The following is a 17,053-nucleotide window of genomic DNA, read 5'->3' on the forward strand; positions in this document are numbered from 1 at the left end:
ACTTAAACTATGATTAAGTTATGTATTTGTCAATGATAGTCATTAAGAGTTTTAGTGTAATAAAGATTACCATGCCGCAAAGACCGGGCTAAACGTTGTTTACCCGTGGCGTGTACTTTATTCTTAAAACTGATTGAATTATCCGTTGACAGACCGGAAAAACTAATGAACTTATTTGAGCTTTTAACAGGGCAAGACAATCATCTAGCCCTAGTTACACCGTCTGAGCGATCGCTAACTTATAAGCAATTGCGCGAGAATATTGTTGGACTAGTAGCGCAACTCAACAGCTTTGGATTGAAACGAGGAGAACGTATTGCCATAGCCATGACTAACGGTTCACCAATGGCTATTACCTTTTTAGCTGTTGCCCTGTGTGGCACTGCTGCACCCTTAAATCCTAAATACAAACAAGAAGAATTTGCTTTCTATTACGAAGATATCCAAGCAAAAGCACTGATTACGTTATCTGAGTTGCCAAAAGCAGCGATTGCCGCCGTCACACCCGACATGATGCTGATTAATGCCAAGGTAAATACTGACAGTACACTGAGTTTTGAATTAGTCAAAACAGCCTCAAAACCAGCAGAATCCTCGAATCCCGCAGCTCCCAACGCCGATGATTTAGCGATGATTCTCCACACTAGCGGCACCACCAGCCGTCCCAAACGTGTGCCGATTCGTCATCGCAATCTAATCGCATCAGCCAACAATATTATTACTGCTTACTCACTCACAGCAGCTGACACTACACTTTGCCTAATGCCCCTGTTCCACATTCACGGATTGGTAGGATGTTTGCTGGCAACTCTAGGATCGGGCGGCACATTAATTTGTCCCAATGGTTTTAATGCTTTGGAGTTTTGGAAACTGGTAGATATTTACAAACCTACCTGGTACTCCGCAGCGCCAACCATGCACCAGACAATTTTGGCCCGCGCTAGCCGCAACACAGAAATTGTCAAAGCTAATCGCTTTCGCTTCATTCGCTCTAGTAGCGCTCCCTTGCCTCCAATTATTATTGAACAACTAGAGGCAACTCTGAATGCTCCCGTTGTGGAATCTTACAGCATGACTGAAGCATCTCACTTAATGACTACTAACCCTTTGCCGCCAAAAGTGCGGAAACCGGGTACTGTAGGTTATGGCTTCGGTGTGGAAGTCGGCATTATGGACTCCGAAGGCAACCTATTATCTCAGGGAAGCTTGGGCGAGGTGGTGGTAAAAGCACCGAATGTCATAGATGGTTACGAAAACAACCCGGAAGCTAACGCCACCGCTTTTGTAAACGGTTGGTTCCGCACAGGAGATCAGGGAACACTGGATGCAGACAGTTACCTCCGTTTAACTGGACGCATTAAAGAATTGATTAATCGGGGTGGAGAAAAAATTTCTCCTTTAGAAGTCGATGATGTCTTACTGCGCCATCCTGTCGTCGCCGAAGCCTTAGCCTTTGCCGTTCCCCACAAATCTTTAGGAGAAGATATCCATGCTGCTGTTGTTCTCAAAGGAGAAGTGAGCGAAAAAGAACTTTTAGCTTACTGTTCAACTATGCTGGCAGACTTCAAAGTTCCTAAGCAAATTCACATTTTGGATCAGCTACCTCGTGGTGCTACCGGGAAACTGCAACGATTAGCTATGGCGAAATTGCTTAACATAGGCTGAATCAGCGATACACTAAGGAAAATTCCTTGAGGAAGCTTTGATGGCACGGCCAAATGGGGTTAAAACTGAAATGTCTGCACAGGAATTGCCTACAATTTCAGATGAAGATACAGTGACAATTGAAGATTTACCAGAAGCAGTGGAGGATGTTCAGGATATTGATGACATCTTGAACTCACTTAAAACTTTGCTCAGTAGCTTAGAAAAACTCCAAAAAGTCCGGCAGGAAGTGGGAGACATCAAACCGTTAATCGGGCGGATGCTTGATGGAGAACTGGTTGCTGGTGAAGAACTAGAGCAACTTAAGACAGGTGTGAGCAGTCTTTCTCGCCTTGTTCGGGCTTATAATGACCATCAAATAGCGTTGGCTAAAGCACAATCTGCTAGAAACTTGCTAGATCAAGTCCTTAAAGAGCGTAAAGCTAATTGAAACAAGAAGCGATCGCCTTTTTAAAGAGGCGATCGCCTTTAAGTATGTCTACGGCAGCAAAATAGATCATTAAAGTTAAGTAGGGAGGGTATTGTACTCTACTTAATATTGATATTTTTCTCAAGAATTGGTTAATAACCTAAAATAGGTTATACTCAGGAAGGTCTAGTATTACTTGCAAGGTAGGTATCGTAATGAAGACTAATAGAGAGAGTCTACCCTTGGATCAGATTCTCTTAGAGGATAGCTTACAACTGCTTAGGAATCTACCTGATGAATGTGTTGACTTAGTTGTATCCTCTCCACCTTATAATCTAGGCAAAGAATACGAATCAAGGCAGGCTCTTGAGATTTATTTGGCAGAACAAACAGCCGTTCTACTTGAATGTAGCCGGATTCTCAAAAATACAGGTTCGCTATTTTGGCAAGTTGGTGCTTTTTCTGATCGAGGAATGTTGATTCCTTTGGATATTCGTTTTTTTCCGATTTTAGAGTCATGTAGATTGATTCCTCGCAACCGAATTATATGGGCTAGGCAACATGGTCTTCATGCACAGAAAAAGTTTTCTTGTAGACATGAAACTATTCTTTGGTTTACTAAATCTGATAATTATAAATTTAATCTAGATGCTATTAGAGTTCCGCAAAAGTATCAAAATAAGAAACATTATCAAGGAAATCGGAAAGGTGAACTTTCATGTAATCCAGAAGGAAAAAATCCTGGTGATATTTGGCTATTTCGGAATGTTAAACACAATCATGAAGAACAAACTATACATCCATGCCAATTTCCAGAAGACTTGGTAGCTAGAATTATCTTAGCTACAACTAACAAAAATGATATTGTTTTAGATCCATTTATGGGTTCTGGTACTGCGGCAGTGGTTGCGAGAGATCATGAACGCCATTTTATCGGCTCAGAAATTGAGCCAAAATATCATCAAGTTGCGTTGCGTCGTCTCAGTGGCAATCCAGATAAAAATGGTTGTTTTCCAAATTTAAAAACATTGCGCGATTATGTTGAAAAAACTGGTCAATCTATTGATAAATTCCACTTTGATGTGCAAGTGGGAAATAAAGCTTCAGAACGCGGCAAAGCAAAAATTTATCCAGAAGAGTATCACTTGCAAGAAATGGAAGATAGATTGATTTATGAAGAATCTGCTTTTGCAGCTAATCTAAGAGGTGAAGAGATTCCACTAGATCCAAAGCTTAATGGTAATGGTAAAAAGACCTCTTTGCAAAATAAAATAGTAAAACAGGTAGAAGAAATAGAACAAATTGAATTAAAATTATGGAGTTAATAGATTAATTTTTACAATAAGTTAAATAGGCAGCGACTACGGGCTAAACGTCCAGGAATGATTTGGCATTGGCGATTGATTCTAGTGTTCACAGTTCTAGAATATCTTTTAGATGAATACTCAGTCCAGATGATAGGCACTATTGTATTTTGTTGTTCAAATAATCCAACCAGTCTGATTGGTACATCAAAAACTTGGTATTTAGTCAAAGCTGTTAACTGATTAACAGCTTGCTCGTAATAAAGAGTGCTGTTGGAAGCAGGAAACATTAAAGCCTTTGTCACTAAAATCACTAGATTAGTAGGGTATCCAATAAATTCAGTTTTAGCTTTGAAGAATAATTCTGAGTGCAAGGTGTTATTAAGTAGGAAGGGATAATTAGAAAATTGAATTTCAATGATGATGCCAGCTTTGGGAAAATCAACCTCTGTACCCAAAAATCTGTAAGGTACTGGAATAGGTATATTTGATTTCCAATCATCATGAATAAAGGCAGCTTTAATGTATTCGTTCGTACCTACTGGATCGAATATTGCATTACCCTGAATTCCAGCTTGATCTGAAGCCTTGATGTGCAAAGGCATTCTAGTAAGAATAGTACTAATCTTATGCCATTCGTTCTGGTATTGGGTGTTAATGATTGTATCTGCTGAGTTAAAGTCAACATATTGAATAATGATTATTATGTCTCCTTTTGGTATTTCAACAGTTCTTCGATAAAAGTAAACGGATCTATTTTAAGGACTTGGGCAACTTGTAAAAATTCAATCACGTCAAGACGACGCTCTCCACGTTCATACTTTGATACATAGGATTGCGGAAGCTCTAGCTTTGCTGACAACTCTGCTTGAGTGAGCTTGGCAGCTTTGCGGGCTTCTATAAGTAGCTGGCGAAACCGATTGTACTCTTCGCTGAAAACTGATTTAGGCATTTTAGCTTGCCTTTTTTCTGGCGATGGTTTATTCGATCTCAATAAGAGTTAGTACATATTACTGAAACTTAGTTAAATTCTAAAACCTAATATAGGATAAACCCAAAATAGGTTTTTAAGTATATCTAAATCTATGCTTTTATTTGAAGGATATTAAATTTTGCAAGATATCTATTTATGATGATGAACGTTGCACCCGCCATTGTAATACTAGGTCAAAATAGCGTGACAGTAGCACGCAAAATAATCACTGTGCTACCAGGGGCGACACTATACGGTTTAGCCGATCGCACATCGGGAGTTGATGTCAGCTTTACTAACTTTGGCGAGACGTTGCGCGAGTTATTTGCCCAAGGAACGCCGCTAATTGGCATTTGTGCCGCCGGCATTTTAATTAGAACGCTAGCGCCCGTAATCTCGGATAAACGACAGGAACCACCAGTGTTAGCTGTAGCTGAAGATGGTAGTGCTATTGTTCCCCTCTTGGGCGGACTTGGTGGGGTAAACGATTTGGCTCGTCGCATTGCTGAAGCCCTTGATGTCAAACCTGCAATTACGACTACTGGCGATTTACGTTTGGGTACAACGTTGTTATCTCCTCCCCCTGGATACCATTTAGCAAACCCAGAGGATGCTAAGAAATTTATCTCAGATTTGCTAGCCGGGGCAAAAGTCAAGTTAGAAGGTACAGCACCTTGGTTAAGAAATAGTAAACTGCCCATAGATTCACAGGGAAATTTGACCATTCAAGTTACGGAACGTTTGGTGGCTCCTACAGCTAACTGCCTTGTCTACCATCCAGCAACGATCGCGATCGCAATTAGTGCCTCCATTGATGATGCAGTAACTTTAGTACAGCAGCTACTAGCTGATGCCAAACTAGAAAAAGCATCAGTCGCCGGGATATTTGCACCTATCACCGCCGCCGATCCCGCAATCCACGCCGTAGCTAGCGCCTTCGGAGTGTCTGCCCGCTTTTTTACCCCAAATCAGCTAGAAAATCTGTTATTACAAGGTTATAGCCCCGCCCAAGCAGTAGTGATCGCAGCTACAGGTACATCTCCCTTATCTTCCTTATCTCCCGACATTGCGATCGCCATTGCCCCTCAACCAATTGACCCCAACACCATTGGTCAACCGCGTGGACGGTTAGCGATTATTGGTACAGGCCCTGGTGGATCGCAATGGATGTCTCCTGAAGTGAAGGAGATACTCAAGTCGGCAACTGACCTAGTGGGTTATAAAACTTATTTAGATTTAGTTGGTTCTCTGGCTGATGGCAAGCAACGGCATGAATCTGACAACCGTGAAGAAGAAGCACGGGCAAAAATGGCCCTTGATTTGGCAGCAACTGGGCGATATGTAGCTGTAGTTTCATCTGGTGATCCTGGTATCTATGCAATGGCAACAGCAGTTTTTGAAGTATGCGATCGCTATGCTAAACCTGAATGGAACACTATCGACATTCATGTAGCACCAGGTATCTCCGCCATGCAGGCAGCAGCCGCCGCCATTGGTGCGCCCCTTGGACATGACTTTTGTGCTATTTCTCTGTCTGATATCTTGAAGCCTTGGTCTGCGATCAAACAACGAATTGCTGCTGCTGCTGAAGCTGATTTTGTAATTGCTTTCTACAATCCTGTTTCTAAAGAGCGTACCTGGCAACTGGCAGAAGCGAGAAATATTTTGCTGCGACATAGAACACCAGATACCCCAGTAGTGTTGGCCCGGAATCTTGGTAGGCCAGGACAAACAGTGAAAGCGATCGCACTTGACCAGTTAGAACCAGCAAGCGCTGATATGCGGACAATTATTCTCGTTGGTTCCACAAAAACCCGAACCATCAAGCGCAACGATGGCAATATCTGGGTTTATACGCCGCGTCGCTATACCGAATAGTAGGCATGATCAGCACTGTTGTGAATGGTTTTCACCAACCTACTTAATCTAATACAAAACCATCAACAGATAGAGAAAAAGTGGGGATAATGATAAGTTGAAAGGATAGAAAACAGACAACAACTCATTGTGAATAATTCAGTATTAATTGCCCTTTCCCTATTAACGTGTATAATCCTGTCGCCAGTTAGCAAAGCTGATACTGTCCAAAGTTCAATCAATCATGCCATCAAAATGTCTTCATTCAACCTCAGTTCCCAAAAATGGAAAAATCGTGTGCTACTAGTCTTTGCACCGTCTGTTGATAACCCTATCTATCAGCAGCAAATGCAACTATTACAAAAGTATAATAACGGTTTTGCAGATCGGGATTTAGTTCTCGTTCAGGTTTTGGCAACAAATGAAAGCTATGCCAACAAACAGCCAATAGATGAGTCTTCTGCTGCCAAGTTGCGCGAGTCCTTTGGGGTTGACAAAGAAAATTTCCGCGTAATTTTGGTGGGTAAAGATGGTGGTGTTAAGCGCAGTGATGCTACAGTAGTGCAGGCGACAGCAATTTTTAAAGAAATTGACGCTATGCCTATGCGTCAGCAAGAAATGCAACAGCGACGCAGAAAGTAGCTAGAATTGCTCATACAACTAGCAATATTCCTGATAGATGTTTACTTGCACTGTAAAATTTAATCGGATAATCTGAGCGATCGCAATTGTTTTTTAAGAAAATCAATGAACAAATTCCTACTGAGTTTGCTTTCTTCTCCTGTGCTGATTAGCTCTATTCTCTTTATGGGAGTAATGCTCAATCACGCAGAAGCTATGGAGCCAGAACCAACAGCTAAAACTACAGACCGTCTATCTTGTATACGCAACAAACATAAAGTGGGTTTAGTATGTGCAAGGGCTTCCGTATTAGCTCAAATTCCTAACTATCAACGTGAAATAGAATTTTCTCAAGAAGATGCTCCTATGCTGGAGTTCAATGATGAAGAAAGCAATGTGGCAATCAACTTATTTGGCTGCGATTGTCCTGCTTGTATAAATTCTTTACGTCAGATGCGCGGCGCGACACCCTTGGTATATTAAGATTTTACGAATTTACCTCTGTTTATAATCCAATATGGTTCAGTTAACGCTAAAACGTTTTAACGAACCACAGAGACGCAGAGAACACAGAGAGAAGGAAGAAATGCTTAATTGAACTGTATTGGTTTATAACTCACATTCCGCAAACTTTTGTGAGGGCATAACAATATTGTGCCCTCACTGTATGTTGTATTAAAAATAATTACGCTGATTTTTCCACTCGCAAACCAAAGTAGGTCAAAACAAGCTCAGTTAAGCCACTATTGACAACTTCGTGTACTTCTCCTGGTTCTATCGCCACGCAGTTCCCTGGAAGCAGAGGGTATTCTGTACCATCAATGTGAATTACTCCCGAACCCGCTTCCACAAAGAATACTTCGCACATATCTTGATGTGCGTGTGCTGGTGCGGTTTGTCCGGGAGCAAAACGTGCTTGAGAAAAGTTGGTTAAGTGAGGCAAATCGCCGAAGCGTAGCATCACCTTTTTCTTGATTTCGGCATTGTGAGAAACAGATTCTTCTGGTAGGTTTTTCAAAGAAGTGGTAATCATTAAGGTCTTAAATCGTTAGATAATTCCACAATACCCCTAGAGCCATCAATCCTTACCCGTTGACCATCTTGCAGTAGCCATGTAGCACCTCGAACATCCATGACTGCGGGAATTCCATACTCACGAGCAACGATCGCACCGTGAGAAAGCCGTCCACCAGCTTCGGCAATTAATCCTCCAGCCCTTAATAATAACGGGGCCCAGCCGGAATCTGTGTAAGGTACTACCAGAATCGTATCTCGATCAATTTCTGGCACATCTTGTAAATTTCGTAACACCTTTACCCTGCCTTCAGCCTGTCCCTGGCTGGCTCCAATCCCTTGTAAAATTTGGTCAGAGTAGAGTTTAGAGGGAGCTAAGGGGTGAGGAGGTGTATTACCGTAAACTAAAAGGGGTATTTGAATGATCTCACCATCTTGGACGAATTGCGATCGCCTCGATTCCACTAACTCATCTAACTCCTCAATTAACCTAGAATCGTCACCCGTAATTAAACGCCGCACTTCATCAAATTCTAGAAAAAAGATATCTCCTGTTTTCTTGAGTAAGCCGGACTTTAACCAAATCTTCTCTAAAGCTACAAAACTCCAACGCAATTCAGCCAAAAGCCGTGAATAAACTTCGGTAACTCGTCCCTTGATATCCACACGCCGTTGCACAAATCCACGTTTGCGCTTACCAGCAAAAATGCTATTAATCGCGTCTTTAGCGCCTGATTGCGGTTCGTTACCCTGCATTAACTGCACAAACATCTGCTTAATCATCTGGGGATTTTCCCGCCAAGTAGGAACGGAAATATCTGTTCCCACTTCACTTAAATAGCCGTAATCCTGAAGTAATTCATCAAATTCTCGCAGGATCTTTTCTCCCTCTGGGGTTTGCTTTAATTGCTCAAATACTCGCTGTGGTTCAAATTCAAGCAATACTTGTTTAGCATCTGTTGCTATTGCACTGAGCGATCGCAATGCCGCTACCTCTGGAGTCACGCTATTATCAATTTGCCCATCCTTTACCCGAAAAATCGCTTGCCGCACGGCAGCACTCAAAGGAGCTAAAATACTGTAATATGTCCCATGACGTAGCAACTCTAAAATAAAGTCAATTCTGATTAGCAGCTTGGCTGGTTCCAAGTTACTTATATCTTCTTGTGCCAACTGCGACAAACCAGGAATGAAGCGTTTGTGATAATCCTGCTTGAAGTCTTTTTCTAAGCTTAATTCCCGCCTCAGCAACTTTCCTAGTCCTGGTAAATTCTCCCAGGTTGACTGCAAGGACGGTTTACTTAATTTAGCTCCTCTAGTTAAAAATTCCAAGCTTTCTGGCGGCAATCCCATACGGAGAAAAATATCTCCTAAGAGGGATGCATTAAAGTAAGCTCTAGAATAGTGCAGAGTTGCTGTTTCAGTAAAATCTAACCCTAAAGCGCGTTCGCCCAAAACTAGAGTAAAAAATTCTCCCCAAACTCCACAAGTTAAGGGACGATTAATCGACCATGTTAAGGGATGAATTACTCCGGGAATCACTTCGGCGGCAATTTTGCGTGTCCAGATTGGCAGTAGAGTAGTGATTGGTCGAGATTGCAACACCCAGAGTGTTTGACCGTCGTAACTCCATTCGATATCTTGAGGAGTGCCATGATAGCGTTTTTCGAGTCGATAAGCTAAGTATGCAACTTGCTTGATTAATGCTTGAGGGACTCTTCCTTCACCCTCTAATTGCACAGAGGAAGAATTTTCTGTTTCAATGACAAAAGCGCGATATTGTTCTGGTGTGACTTTTCCCGAAACGACTTGCGTCGGGCTACCTGGAAGGGCTTCAATGATGATTGCATCAGCTTGCCCAGTTATGGGATCGCGGCTGAAAGCTACGCCAGAATATGCACTTTGGACTTGTTGTTGAATCAACACAGCCATTGCTGTATCATTTAAGCCGCGATCGCGCCGATATTGCACAGCAGACGGATGATTGTAAGAAGCTTGAACTTGAGCGATCGCTGATTGTAATGCCTCTTGGCTAGTAACATCTAAAATTGTTTCATACTGCCCAGCCGCAGAAGCGTGTTCTGAGTCTTCTCCAATGGCAGAAGAACGCACCACCAAGGGAGATAATTCTGATGGCTGGAGGAATTCTGTCAACATTTGGGGATCGTCGATTGGGGCGAGTACCCAGCCTTTCGGGACTGGATAACCCCAGCGCTTAATTTGAGACAATGTAGCCGCCTTTTCTCCAACAATGGCAGCATCCAACTCTTCATCTAAAGAAACTATCGCGCGCTCACCGCGCAAAAATTCCAACATTCCTTGCGATTCAGTTTGTGCCTCTTGGGCTGGCAGATTCATATCATCAGGAATTTTAGTATAAATCCAGCCCATTAAACCAGCTAAAGCAACAGCAGCAAGTATTCTGGGATAATCGCCAAGGTGCAGAATCATCACAAACAGAGGAAAGAGAAGTAAAACCCCAAATTTTACTACCTTTCTCGATTGCAGAATTGTAAAGCTAATACCTGCAAAGAAGAATACAAATATTGCAACCAGTGGATCATGTACTACAAATCCCCAGACGACATTTGTCGTACCTGCCCCTTTGCCTATCCAGTATCTACCTATTACCAGAGCAATCAGGGCGATCAATTCCCAAAACGATCCCTCTGGGAACAAAACGCGGGTGAGTAAGACTGCTGCAACTCCTTTCAAAGCTTCTGACAAGACTGCCAGAATTCCGACAAACCTACCGCCATGATAAAAGGCAGCTGATACACTAATGTTTCTTGTACCAACTTGTGATAATTGCTTGCCCGTAAGCGCGTAAGTGATCCATGCAATCAGGGGTAATCCGCCCAAGAGGGGGCAGACAATTAAAATAACTAAGACACCCCAAGGTTCAAACATTCGTGATTTTGGACTTTAGATTTAAATTTTCCATCTAAAACCTTAAATCTAAAATCTAAAGTTTTTCTAAAATTTTTGATGATGATAATTAGGGCGTTTTTATCAAAAAGAATTCAGGAGTCAGGAGTCAGAATTCAGAAGGGATTGGGCATGAACACAGGGGTTTCAAACGATCCAAATCTTAGATTTAGAGGTCTACAACTAGGTAGTGGTTTAAATACCCAAAGGAAAAGCATTCTAAATTCTGGATTCTGGATTCTGGATTCTGGATTCTTCTTCATTTACTAGTTGCTGAATGGACACTTGGCTACGACGGCAACCGTTTAAGACAAGTGTCCTTCTAAGCTACTAATGGTTTTAGTTTAGCGCATAGGCCGCTTGCAGCGCCCAGATTATGAGAGCAGCGATCGATCCCAGAAGCAACACGGTAGAGATAGTGACTACTTTTGGGGAATCTGCACCCTCAAACTTCATAATTCCGCGATTTAAGTCGGACATAGCTTTGTAATCCTCTTTTGTTGGAGCATGAAACATTTGTCCGTTTTGATTGTAGTCCTTCTTTTTGCGGATGATGTTAAATTCCTTATATTATTTTGTTTCAGCTTGGCAATTTTTCCATCGCCAAAATTGCTTACTTCTTTAGAGATATTTAGTCTGATTTATACAAATGTGGCGGATGAGGGAGCAGGGGGGATGAGGGGACAAGGGGACAAGGGGACAAGGGGACAAGGGGACAAGGGGACAAAAGTTTAGAACTTCCAACAAGTCTTTCCCCTTGTCCCCAATTCTCTTTGTCCCCAATTCCTCTTTCCCAATGCCCAATTAATATCCTGCTTGCTTGTCTACGACGTTCCGCAAGGGCTGACCGGTTTGGTAGCGTTGGAGATTGTCAATAAATAGTTGTGCTATTCGCTCTCTGAGGCGTGGCGAAAGGGCTGAACAATGGGGGGTGATAAAGGCGTTTGGCAATGACCACAAGGGACTTTCCGGTGGCAGGGGTTCTGTAGCTACTGTATCTAATCCAGCACCCGCAATCCATCCCTCACGTAGTGCGGTGATTAATACGGCTTCATCTACGATCGCACCACGAGCAATGTTAATTAAGTAAGCAGACTGACGCATGGAGCTTAATGCAGCTTCATCGATCAAGCCTTTCGTTTCTGGAGTTAATGGTGTAGCAATAACTACATAATCTGCTGCTGGTAGGAGCGATCGCCACTCATCGACACCCACAATCTTGTCAAAATTCGGTAGGGGTTCGGGATGGCGGCGACTACCCCAAACTGTGACTCCAAAAGCTTTGGCACGAGATGCGATCGCTTTACCTATGTTCCCTGTACCGAGAATTAATAAATTCGCGTCTGCCAACTCTTCGAGAGATATTCCTCTTACCCAAGTGTGTTCATCCTGCAAAGTTTGCAATTTCCGCAGATTCTTGGCGTGATGGAGCATAAATGCTAGTACGAATTCCGAAATTGGAATCGCATGAACCCCTGCGCCATTAGTCAGGATAATATCCTTTTGCAAAAAATTTGGTGTGAGGATGTGATTCACACCAGCACTCGGTGATTGTTGCCAACGCAGCCTGGGTGCTGCTGCCAGTACTTTGTCATGGGTAGAGGTTTTCAGGTAAAATCCGTTAACATAAACTTCTGCATCACTAGCATCACCATCAAGATTACCTTCACTATCCACCTCCACAACATCTATATTAGATGGTAGGTGTGGCTCAATATCAGCAATGAGATGATCGGGTAAAATTAGTTTCACTATTTGCTACTCCCTCATTTCATTTTGGATTTTTAATTTTGGATTTTGGATTGTGCAACCCAATCGGCAACACCTCTTCATTTTTAATTTTTAATTTTTAATTGTTTAGTATCCTGCTTCTTTGTCTACTACATTTCGTAACGGCTGACCAGCTTGATAACGCTTTAGATTGTCGATAAATAGTGCTATTGAACGCTGTTTACTTTTTGGTGAATGACCGGAAGTATGAGGTGTGATAAAGATGTTAGGAAGTGACCACAAAGGACTTTCTGGCGGTAGTGGTTCTGAATTAACTGTGTCTAATGCTGCACCTGCAATCCAACCTTCTGTAAGTGCTTTTATTAATGCCGATTCATCGACTACGCCACCGCGAGCAATATTAATTAGATAGGCATGTTTTGGGAGCGATCGCAATACAGATTCATCAATAAATTCTTTGGTTTCTGGAGTTAGTGGTGTTGCAATAACTACATAATCAACCCCTGGCAGGAGCGATAGCCATTCATCAGCACCCACTACTTTATCAAAATTTGGTAGCTCTTGGGGATGACGACGACTGCCAATAATTCTTAAGCCGAAGGGTTTAGCACGGGCGGCAATTTCTTGACCAATACCACCAGCGCCAATAATTAGCAAGGTAGCATCTGTCAACTCTTGGATGGCAAAGCCTCTTTTCCAGTGACGTTCTGCTTGTAAAGCATATAATTCCTGTAGATGCTTGGCATGAGCCAATATATAAGTGATCACAAATTCTGCGATCGGAATTCCATGCACTCCGGCCCCATTTGTGAGGATGATATCTCTTTTCAAATAAGTTGGTGTCAAGATGTGATTCACGCCTGCATTTGGTGCATGATGCCAACGTAGTGCAGGTGCTGCTTCTAGTATTTTATGCAGTGTCGGACTTCTGGATAAAAACCAACTGAAATAAACTTCAGCATCGCTAGCATCCCCATCTAAATTTCCTTCAACATCTACCCTGACAACCTCTGTATCAGGTGGTAGATGAGGCTCAATGTCGGCAACGAGATCGAGCGGTAAGATCAGTTTCATGGTAGATAACCTCTTTCCTATTTACAGGACTATCTCTAGAAATTGCTTCTGTTTAACTAATCAATTAAGTATTATTGACTACTAGTACAATTTTTTCTAATTATTAATAGTCATGGAATTTTAGATTTTAGATTGTTCCAAAGGATGAATCTACAAATATCCCATACATAACTCGTAATTTGCTCTTTAATTACGAATTACGTTAGCGTAGCGTCTCCAAGAGTTGCGGCAGCGTTAGCGAGTCAGAAGACGCTCTTATACCATTTCACTAAAATCCTGATACAAATTCTTTCCCCTCTGCTCCCCTGCTCCTCTGCTCCCCTGCTTGCCTAAATGTATCAACCTTAAAGTGAAACGGTATTACGTCGCTAACGCAACGCTTACGAGCGTCGAAACGAGCGTCATTACGAATTACAAATTATTAGGTTATGAAGCACTAGTTAGTTGTTTAGTAAGTTTTTCATTGGTGACAAATTCGCTAAAAGTACTCACGACTGGTGGCGTTAGCGGTGTCGGTTCACTCTGTAAAGGTAAGCGTGGAAATAATAATTCAGCAGTGCGATACGCTTCTTCTAAATGGGGATATCCAGAAAACACGAAAGTTTCTATGCCCAAATTTTGATATTCCAGCATCCTAGCAGCAACGGTGTCGGGATCTCCAACTAGGGCTGTACCAGCACCACCCCGCACCAATCCAATTCCTGTCCAGAGGTTGGGGCTAATCTCTAAGGTTTTTCGACTACCACTATGTAGTTGACTCATCCGCCTCTGTCCTTCAGAATCAGAGCTAGCCAGGTCTTTTTGAGCTTTTGCGATCGCATCCTCATCTACATACTTAATTAGCTCATTGGCGGCATCCCAAGCCGCAGATTCGGTTTCTCGTACAATTACATGCAAGCGAATCCCAAAACGAACTGTTCTCCCTTGTTCAGCCGCTATTCGCCGAACTTCGGCAATCTTTTGGGCTACTTGTTCTGGAGGTTCGCCCCAAGTCAGGTAAACATCTATATGTTTAGCAGCAACCCGCTTGGCAGCAGCAGATGAGCCACCAAACCACAAAGGTGGATAAGGTTTTTGAACTGGTGGAAATAGGAGTTTACCACCTTTGATATCTAAGTAGTTTCCTTTAAAATCCACTGTTTCCCCACTGACAATACCCCGCCAAACTGTGAGAAATTCATCGGTTAAATCATAGCGATCATCATGACTAAGATGCAAGCCATCCCCAGCAAGTTGCACCGGATCTCCACCTGTCACCACATTAATCAACAATCTTCCTTTAGAAATCCTGTCAAATGTTGCTGCCATCCGTGCAGCAGCACCTGGAGAAGTAATTCCTGGACGAATTGCTACAAGAAATTTCATCTGCTTGGTGACAGAGATGAAAGCAGCAGCCGTAATCCAAGCGTCTTCACAAGAACTTCCTGTGGGTAATAATGCGCCGGTGTAGCCTAAATTATCCACAGCTTGGGCAATTTGCTGCAAATAATCAGGTGTGGCAACACGAGAGCCAATATCTGTGCCTAAATAGCGTCCGTCATGAGATCCAGTAGGAATAAACCAGAGAATTTGCATGTTTGTCAGGGTATGAGAGATTTAAACACCGTTAATTCGACGCATTTACCGTAGTTTAATTAATATCTTACAGGAAATTATTTAAAAAACCAGTATAGATTCACGATTCATAAATGGCTACGCCCGTCGTAGGCATCGCACTCAAGTCAGAAGAATATAGCGCAGCCTCATACAGAATTGGTATTAGTATACTAAAAGTAGAAATTTTGCCTTATCCCAGTCAAAAAAATGCCTATTCAACAGGTAAGTAAAGAGTACATTGCCATAGATCCTGACTATTGTTGTGGTAAACCCCGCATTGTGGAAACAAGAATAACTGTTGCTGCTATTGCAAAAATGTATTTGGAGATGGGGGAATTTCTAGAAGAAATTGCTTCTGAATATGATTTATCTAAAGCAGCAGTTTATGCAGCAATGGCGTACTATTACGATCATCGAGAAGAAATTGAGCGCCATACGGCAGAAAGTGAGGCGTTAGTAAAGGAAATGAGGCGTAATAGTCCTCCTTCTCCTTTAGAAGCAAGGCTAAAGGCAATTCGGGGTGAGTAGTCGGATAAGATTTCATTTAGACGAACAGGTAAGGTCAGTTATTGCCCAATACAGTTCAGTTAAGCATTTCTTTTTTCTCTCTGCGTCCTTGGCGTCCTTGGCGGTTCGTTAAAAAAATTGAGTTTAACAAAGAGTTTTAGCCTTAACTGAACCGTATTGAGTTATTGCCCGTGAATTGCGCCGTCATGGTATTGATGTGACGACAACCACTGCAAGCAAGGAACTCGTTCAATTGGACAGATAGTTGAAAGTCTGCTGCTGATTTATGAGGTTTATACGCCTGAGCAAATGGTAGGGCGTGTTGAGTATTTGTAAATAAACATTATGTCCTCAAGTGCGATCGCACTTGACAATCAAGACAGGTTCTACAAGATCAGGCGATCGCTTGACTTTTAAGACAGTCGCTACAAATTAAGATTGAATGATTTATTTTTTGATAATAACTAATAATTTATAGTTGTTCCTATTCAGATGCGGTGTAACATATCGCAAGGTGTAGGAAAACCGCGAGGGCGCAAGGTTTTCAAAAATTAATTAAAGGGAAAATTTGCCAAAGATGGATTGTGTTACAAAAAAAGCAGGAGTATTCTAGTGTGGAATTTGAAAGCTGGTATTTTAGTACTCACACTGAGTTGCATAATTACGACTGGTATAGCAGTATATCTGATTGGCGGCATTGAACCAGCACAAATTCAAGCTTTGCTAAAATCTTCTGGAATCTGGGCACCTGTTATTTATGTTGCTTTGTACGTTGTAGCAACTATGTTAGTTTTGCCCTCAACAGTGCTGAATTTAACTGGAGGTGCAATTTTTGGCCCTTGGCTAGGTACTTTTTGGACTAGTCTAGGAGCAGTTATTGCGGCAATAATTGCCTTTATTTTTACTCGGACTATCGGACGTCAAACCGTTGCAAAACGACTAGCAGGACGCTGGCAAGCTATGGATGCTGAGGTGCGGCGTGGAGGGCTTTTTTATATGTTTGCCATCCGATTAGTACCAATCATGCCCTATGGCTTGGTTAACTTTGTAGCTGGACTGACTTCGATCACCTTTAAAGATTATGTTGTAGGTACAACACTAGGAACAGTACCAAGTGTATTACCGTTTGTATTATTAGGTAGTTCTGGTTTGAAAGCAGTTAAGACCGGCGATTTTTTGCCCCTAGTACTCGCCTTGGGCTTAACTGGAACCTTGGTAGCAGGGTCTACTTGGTATCGTCATCGTCGGACTTTTCCTAAAAAAGCTCTAGAAAGCCTTAAAGGATCAGATTCAAATTACATAAATCCAAAGAACAAATAAATTATCGGAATGGGACTTGAATCTTGCTAGGTATACTGAGAACGAAACCTTGAT

General features: G+C 42.2%; 16 protein-coding genes. 8 read left to right on the top strand and 8 right to left on the bottom strand.

Annotated elements, in window-relative coordinates; genetic code table 11:
- Positions 1-165 precede the first annotated feature (165 nt).
- The 3 genes from RMY00_RS01130 to RMY00_RS01140 all read left to right on the top strand — a co-directional run bounded on the left by RMY00_RS01130 (position 166) and on the right by RMY00_RS01140 (position 3,399).
- On the top strand, positions 166-1,665 hold the full coding sequence (locus tag RMY00_RS01130) for an acyl--CoA ligase (RefSeq protein ID WP_322645798.1): 1,500 nt from the start codon (positions 166-168) through the stop codon (positions 1,663-1,665).
- 40 nt (positions 1,666-1,705) lie between these two features.
- Positions 1,706-2,095: a hypothetical protein gene (locus RMY00_RS01135; protein WP_322645799.1), complete on the top strand. Its 390-nt coding sequence runs from the start codon at positions 1,706-1,708 to the stop codon at positions 2,093-2,095.
- Between the two features lie 194 nt (positions 2,096-2,289).
- Positions 2,290-3,399, top strand: coding sequence for a DNA-methyltransferase (locus RMY00_RS01140; protein WP_322645800.1), 1,110 nt, complete (start codon positions 2,290-2,292; stop codon positions 3,397-3,399).
- An 11-nt stretch (positions 3,400-3,410) separates the two neighbouring features.
- On the opposite strand, the gene RMY00_RS01145 is transcribed toward RMY00_RS01140, so the two are convergent.
- Positions 3,411-3,983: a restriction endonuclease gene (locus RMY00_RS01145; protein WP_322645801.1), complete on the bottom strand. Its 573-nt coding sequence runs from the start codon at positions 3,981-3,983 to the stop codon at positions 3,411-3,413.
- Between the two features lie 98 nt (positions 3,984-4,081).
- Entirely contained in the window at positions 4,082-4,330 is a 249-nt protein-coding gene (locus RMY00_RS01150) for a helix-turn-helix transcriptional regulator (protein WP_322645802.1), read from the bottom strand.
- A gap of 180 nt (positions 4,331-4,510) precedes the next feature.
- Here RMY00_RS01150 and cobJ point away from each other — a divergent pair, with 180 nt between their 5' ends.
- The 3 genes from cobJ to RMY00_RS01165 all read left to right on the top strand — a co-directional run bounded on the left by cobJ (position 4,511) and on the right by RMY00_RS01165 (position 7,312).
- A complete protein-coding gene (gene cobJ, locus RMY00_RS01155; RefSeq protein ID WP_416212025.1) occupies positions 4,511-6,229 on the top strand; it encodes a precorrin-3B C(17)-methyltransferase in 1,719 nt (572 codons plus the stop codon).
- A 129-nt stretch (positions 6,230-6,358) separates the two neighbouring features.
- Positions 6,359-6,850 (top strand): DUF4174 domain-containing protein, encoded by a 492-nt coding sequence (locus RMY00_RS01160; protein ID WP_322645804.1) that lies wholly within the window; start codon positions 6,359-6,361, stop codon positions 6,848-6,850.
- Positions 6,851-6,955: 105 nt separating this feature from the next.
- Positions 6,956-7,312 carry a hypothetical protein gene (locus RMY00_RS01165; protein ID WP_322645805.1) on the top strand — a complete coding sequence of 119 codons (357 nt, stop codon included), beginning with the start codon at positions 6,956-6,958 and terminating at the stop codon, positions 7,310-7,312.
- Between the two features lie 202 nt (positions 7,313-7,514).
- Here RMY00_RS01165 and RMY00_RS01170 read toward each other — a convergent pair whose 3' ends face one another.
- The 6 genes from RMY00_RS01170 to ssuD form a co-directional block, all read right to left on the bottom strand.
- Positions 7,515-7,862 carry a cupin domain-containing protein gene (locus tag RMY00_RS01170; protein ID WP_322645806.1) on the bottom strand — a complete coding sequence of 116 codons (348 nt, stop codon included), beginning with the start codon at positions 7,860-7,862 and terminating at the stop codon, positions 7,515-7,517.
- Positions 7,862-10,753, bottom strand: coding sequence for a glycerol-3-phosphate acyltransferase (locus tag RMY00_RS01175; RefSeq protein ID WP_322645807.1), 2,892 nt, complete (start codon positions 10,751-10,753; stop codon positions 7,862-7,864). Before RMY00_RS01175 ends, RMY00_RS01170 begins: the two co-directional genes overlap by 1 nt.
- A 357-nt stretch (positions 10,754-11,110) precedes the next feature.
- A complete protein-coding gene (locus RMY00_RS01180) occupies positions 11,111-11,287 on the bottom strand; it encodes a hypothetical protein (protein WP_181374256.1) in 177 nt (58 codons plus the stop codon).
- Positions 11,288-11,575: 288 nt separating this feature from the next.
- Positions 11,576-12,526 (bottom strand): D-2-hydroxyacid dehydrogenase, encoded by a 951-nt coding sequence (locus RMY00_RS01185; protein WP_322646015.1) that lies wholly within the window; start codon positions 12,524-12,526, stop codon positions 11,576-11,578.
- 102 nt (positions 12,527-12,628) lie between these two features.
- Positions 12,629-13,576 (bottom strand): D-2-hydroxyacid dehydrogenase, encoded by a 948-nt coding sequence (locus RMY00_RS01190; protein WP_322645808.1) that lies wholly within the window; start codon positions 13,574-13,576, stop codon positions 12,629-12,631.
- 426 nt (positions 13,577-14,002) lie between these two features.
- Entirely contained in the window at positions 14,003-15,151 is a 1,149-nt protein-coding gene (ssuD, locus tag RMY00_RS01195; RefSeq protein WP_322645809.1) for an FMNH2-dependent alkanesulfonate monooxygenase, read from the bottom strand.
- A 228-nt stretch (positions 15,152-15,379) separates the two neighbouring features.
- Between ssuD and RMY00_RS01200 the strand changes: the two genes are divergently transcribed.
- Positions 15,380-15,700 carry a DUF433 domain-containing protein gene (locus tag RMY00_RS01200; RefSeq protein WP_322645810.1) on the top strand — a complete coding sequence of 107 codons (321 nt, stop codon included), beginning with the start codon at positions 15,380-15,382 and terminating at the stop codon, positions 15,698-15,700.
- A gap of 591 nt (positions 15,701-16,291) precedes the next feature.
- Positions 16,292-16,999, top strand: a complete 708-nt coding sequence (locus tag RMY00_RS01205) for a TVP38/TMEM64 family protein (RefSeq protein ID WP_322645811.1) — start codon at positions 16,292-16,294, stop codon at positions 16,997-16,999.
- Positions 17,000-17,053 lie beyond the last annotated feature (54 nt).

It is taken from the genome of Nostoc sp. ChiVER01 (assembly GCF_034531155.1).
Classification (GTDB): domain Bacteria; phylum Cyanobacteriota; class Cyanobacteriia; order Cyanobacteriales; family Nostocaceae; genus Nostoc.

What these genes read in the sequence shown, in the direction of transcription:
- RMY00_RS01180 (WP_181374256.1), bottom strand. Translation starts at nt 11,287, where the DNA reads ATGTTTCATGCTCCAACAAAAGAGGATTACAAAGCTATGTCCGACTTA.
- RMY00_RS01140 (WP_322645800.1), top strand. Translation starts at nt 2,290, where the DNA reads ATGAAGACTAATAGAGAGAGTCTACCCTTGGATCAGATTCTCTTAGAG.
- RMY00_RS01165 (WP_322645805.1), top strand. Translation starts at nt 6,956, where the DNA reads ATGAACAAATTCCTACTGAGTTTGCTTTCTTCTCCTGTGCTGATTAGC.
- RMY00_RS01135 (WP_322645799.1), top strand. Translation starts at nt 1,706, where the DNA reads ATGGCACGGCCAAATGGGGTTAAAACTGAAATGTCTGCACAGGAATTG.
- RMY00_RS01150 (WP_322645802.1), bottom strand. Translation starts at nt 4,330, where the DNA reads ATGCCTAAATCAGTTTTCAGCGAAGAGTACAATCGGTTTCGCCAGCTA.
- RMY00_RS01190 (WP_322645808.1), bottom strand. Translation starts at nt 13,576, where the DNA reads ATGAAACTGATCTTACCGCTCGATCTCGTTGCCGACATTGAGCCTCAT.
- cobJ (WP_416212025.1), top strand. Translation starts at nt 4,511, where the DNA reads ATGATGAACGTTGCACCCGCCATTGTAATACTAGGTCAAAATAGCGTG.
- RMY00_RS01175 (WP_322645807.1), bottom strand. Translation starts at nt 10,753, where the DNA reads ATGTTTGAACCTTGGGGTGTCTTAGTTATTTTAATTGTCTGCCCCCTC.
- RMY00_RS01130 (WP_322645798.1), top strand. Translation starts at nt 166, where the DNA reads ATGAACTTATTTGAGCTTTTAACAGGGCAAGACAATCATCTAGCCCTA.
- RMY00_RS01170 (WP_322645806.1), bottom strand. Translation starts at nt 7,862, where the DNA reads ATGATTACCACTTCTTTGAAAAACCTACCAGAAGAATCTGTTTCTCAC.
- ssuD (WP_322645809.1), bottom strand. Translation starts at nt 15,151, where the DNA reads ATGCAAATTCTCTGGTTTATTCCTACTGGATCTCATGACGGACGCTAT.
- RMY00_RS01145 (WP_322645801.1), bottom strand. Translation starts at nt 3,983, where the DNA reads ATGCCTTTGCACATCAAGGCTTCAGATCAAGCTGGAATTCAGGGTAAT.
- RMY00_RS01200 (WP_322645810.1), top strand. Translation starts at nt 15,380, where the DNA reads ATGCCTATTCAACAGGTAAGTAAAGAGTACATTGCCATAGATCCTGAC.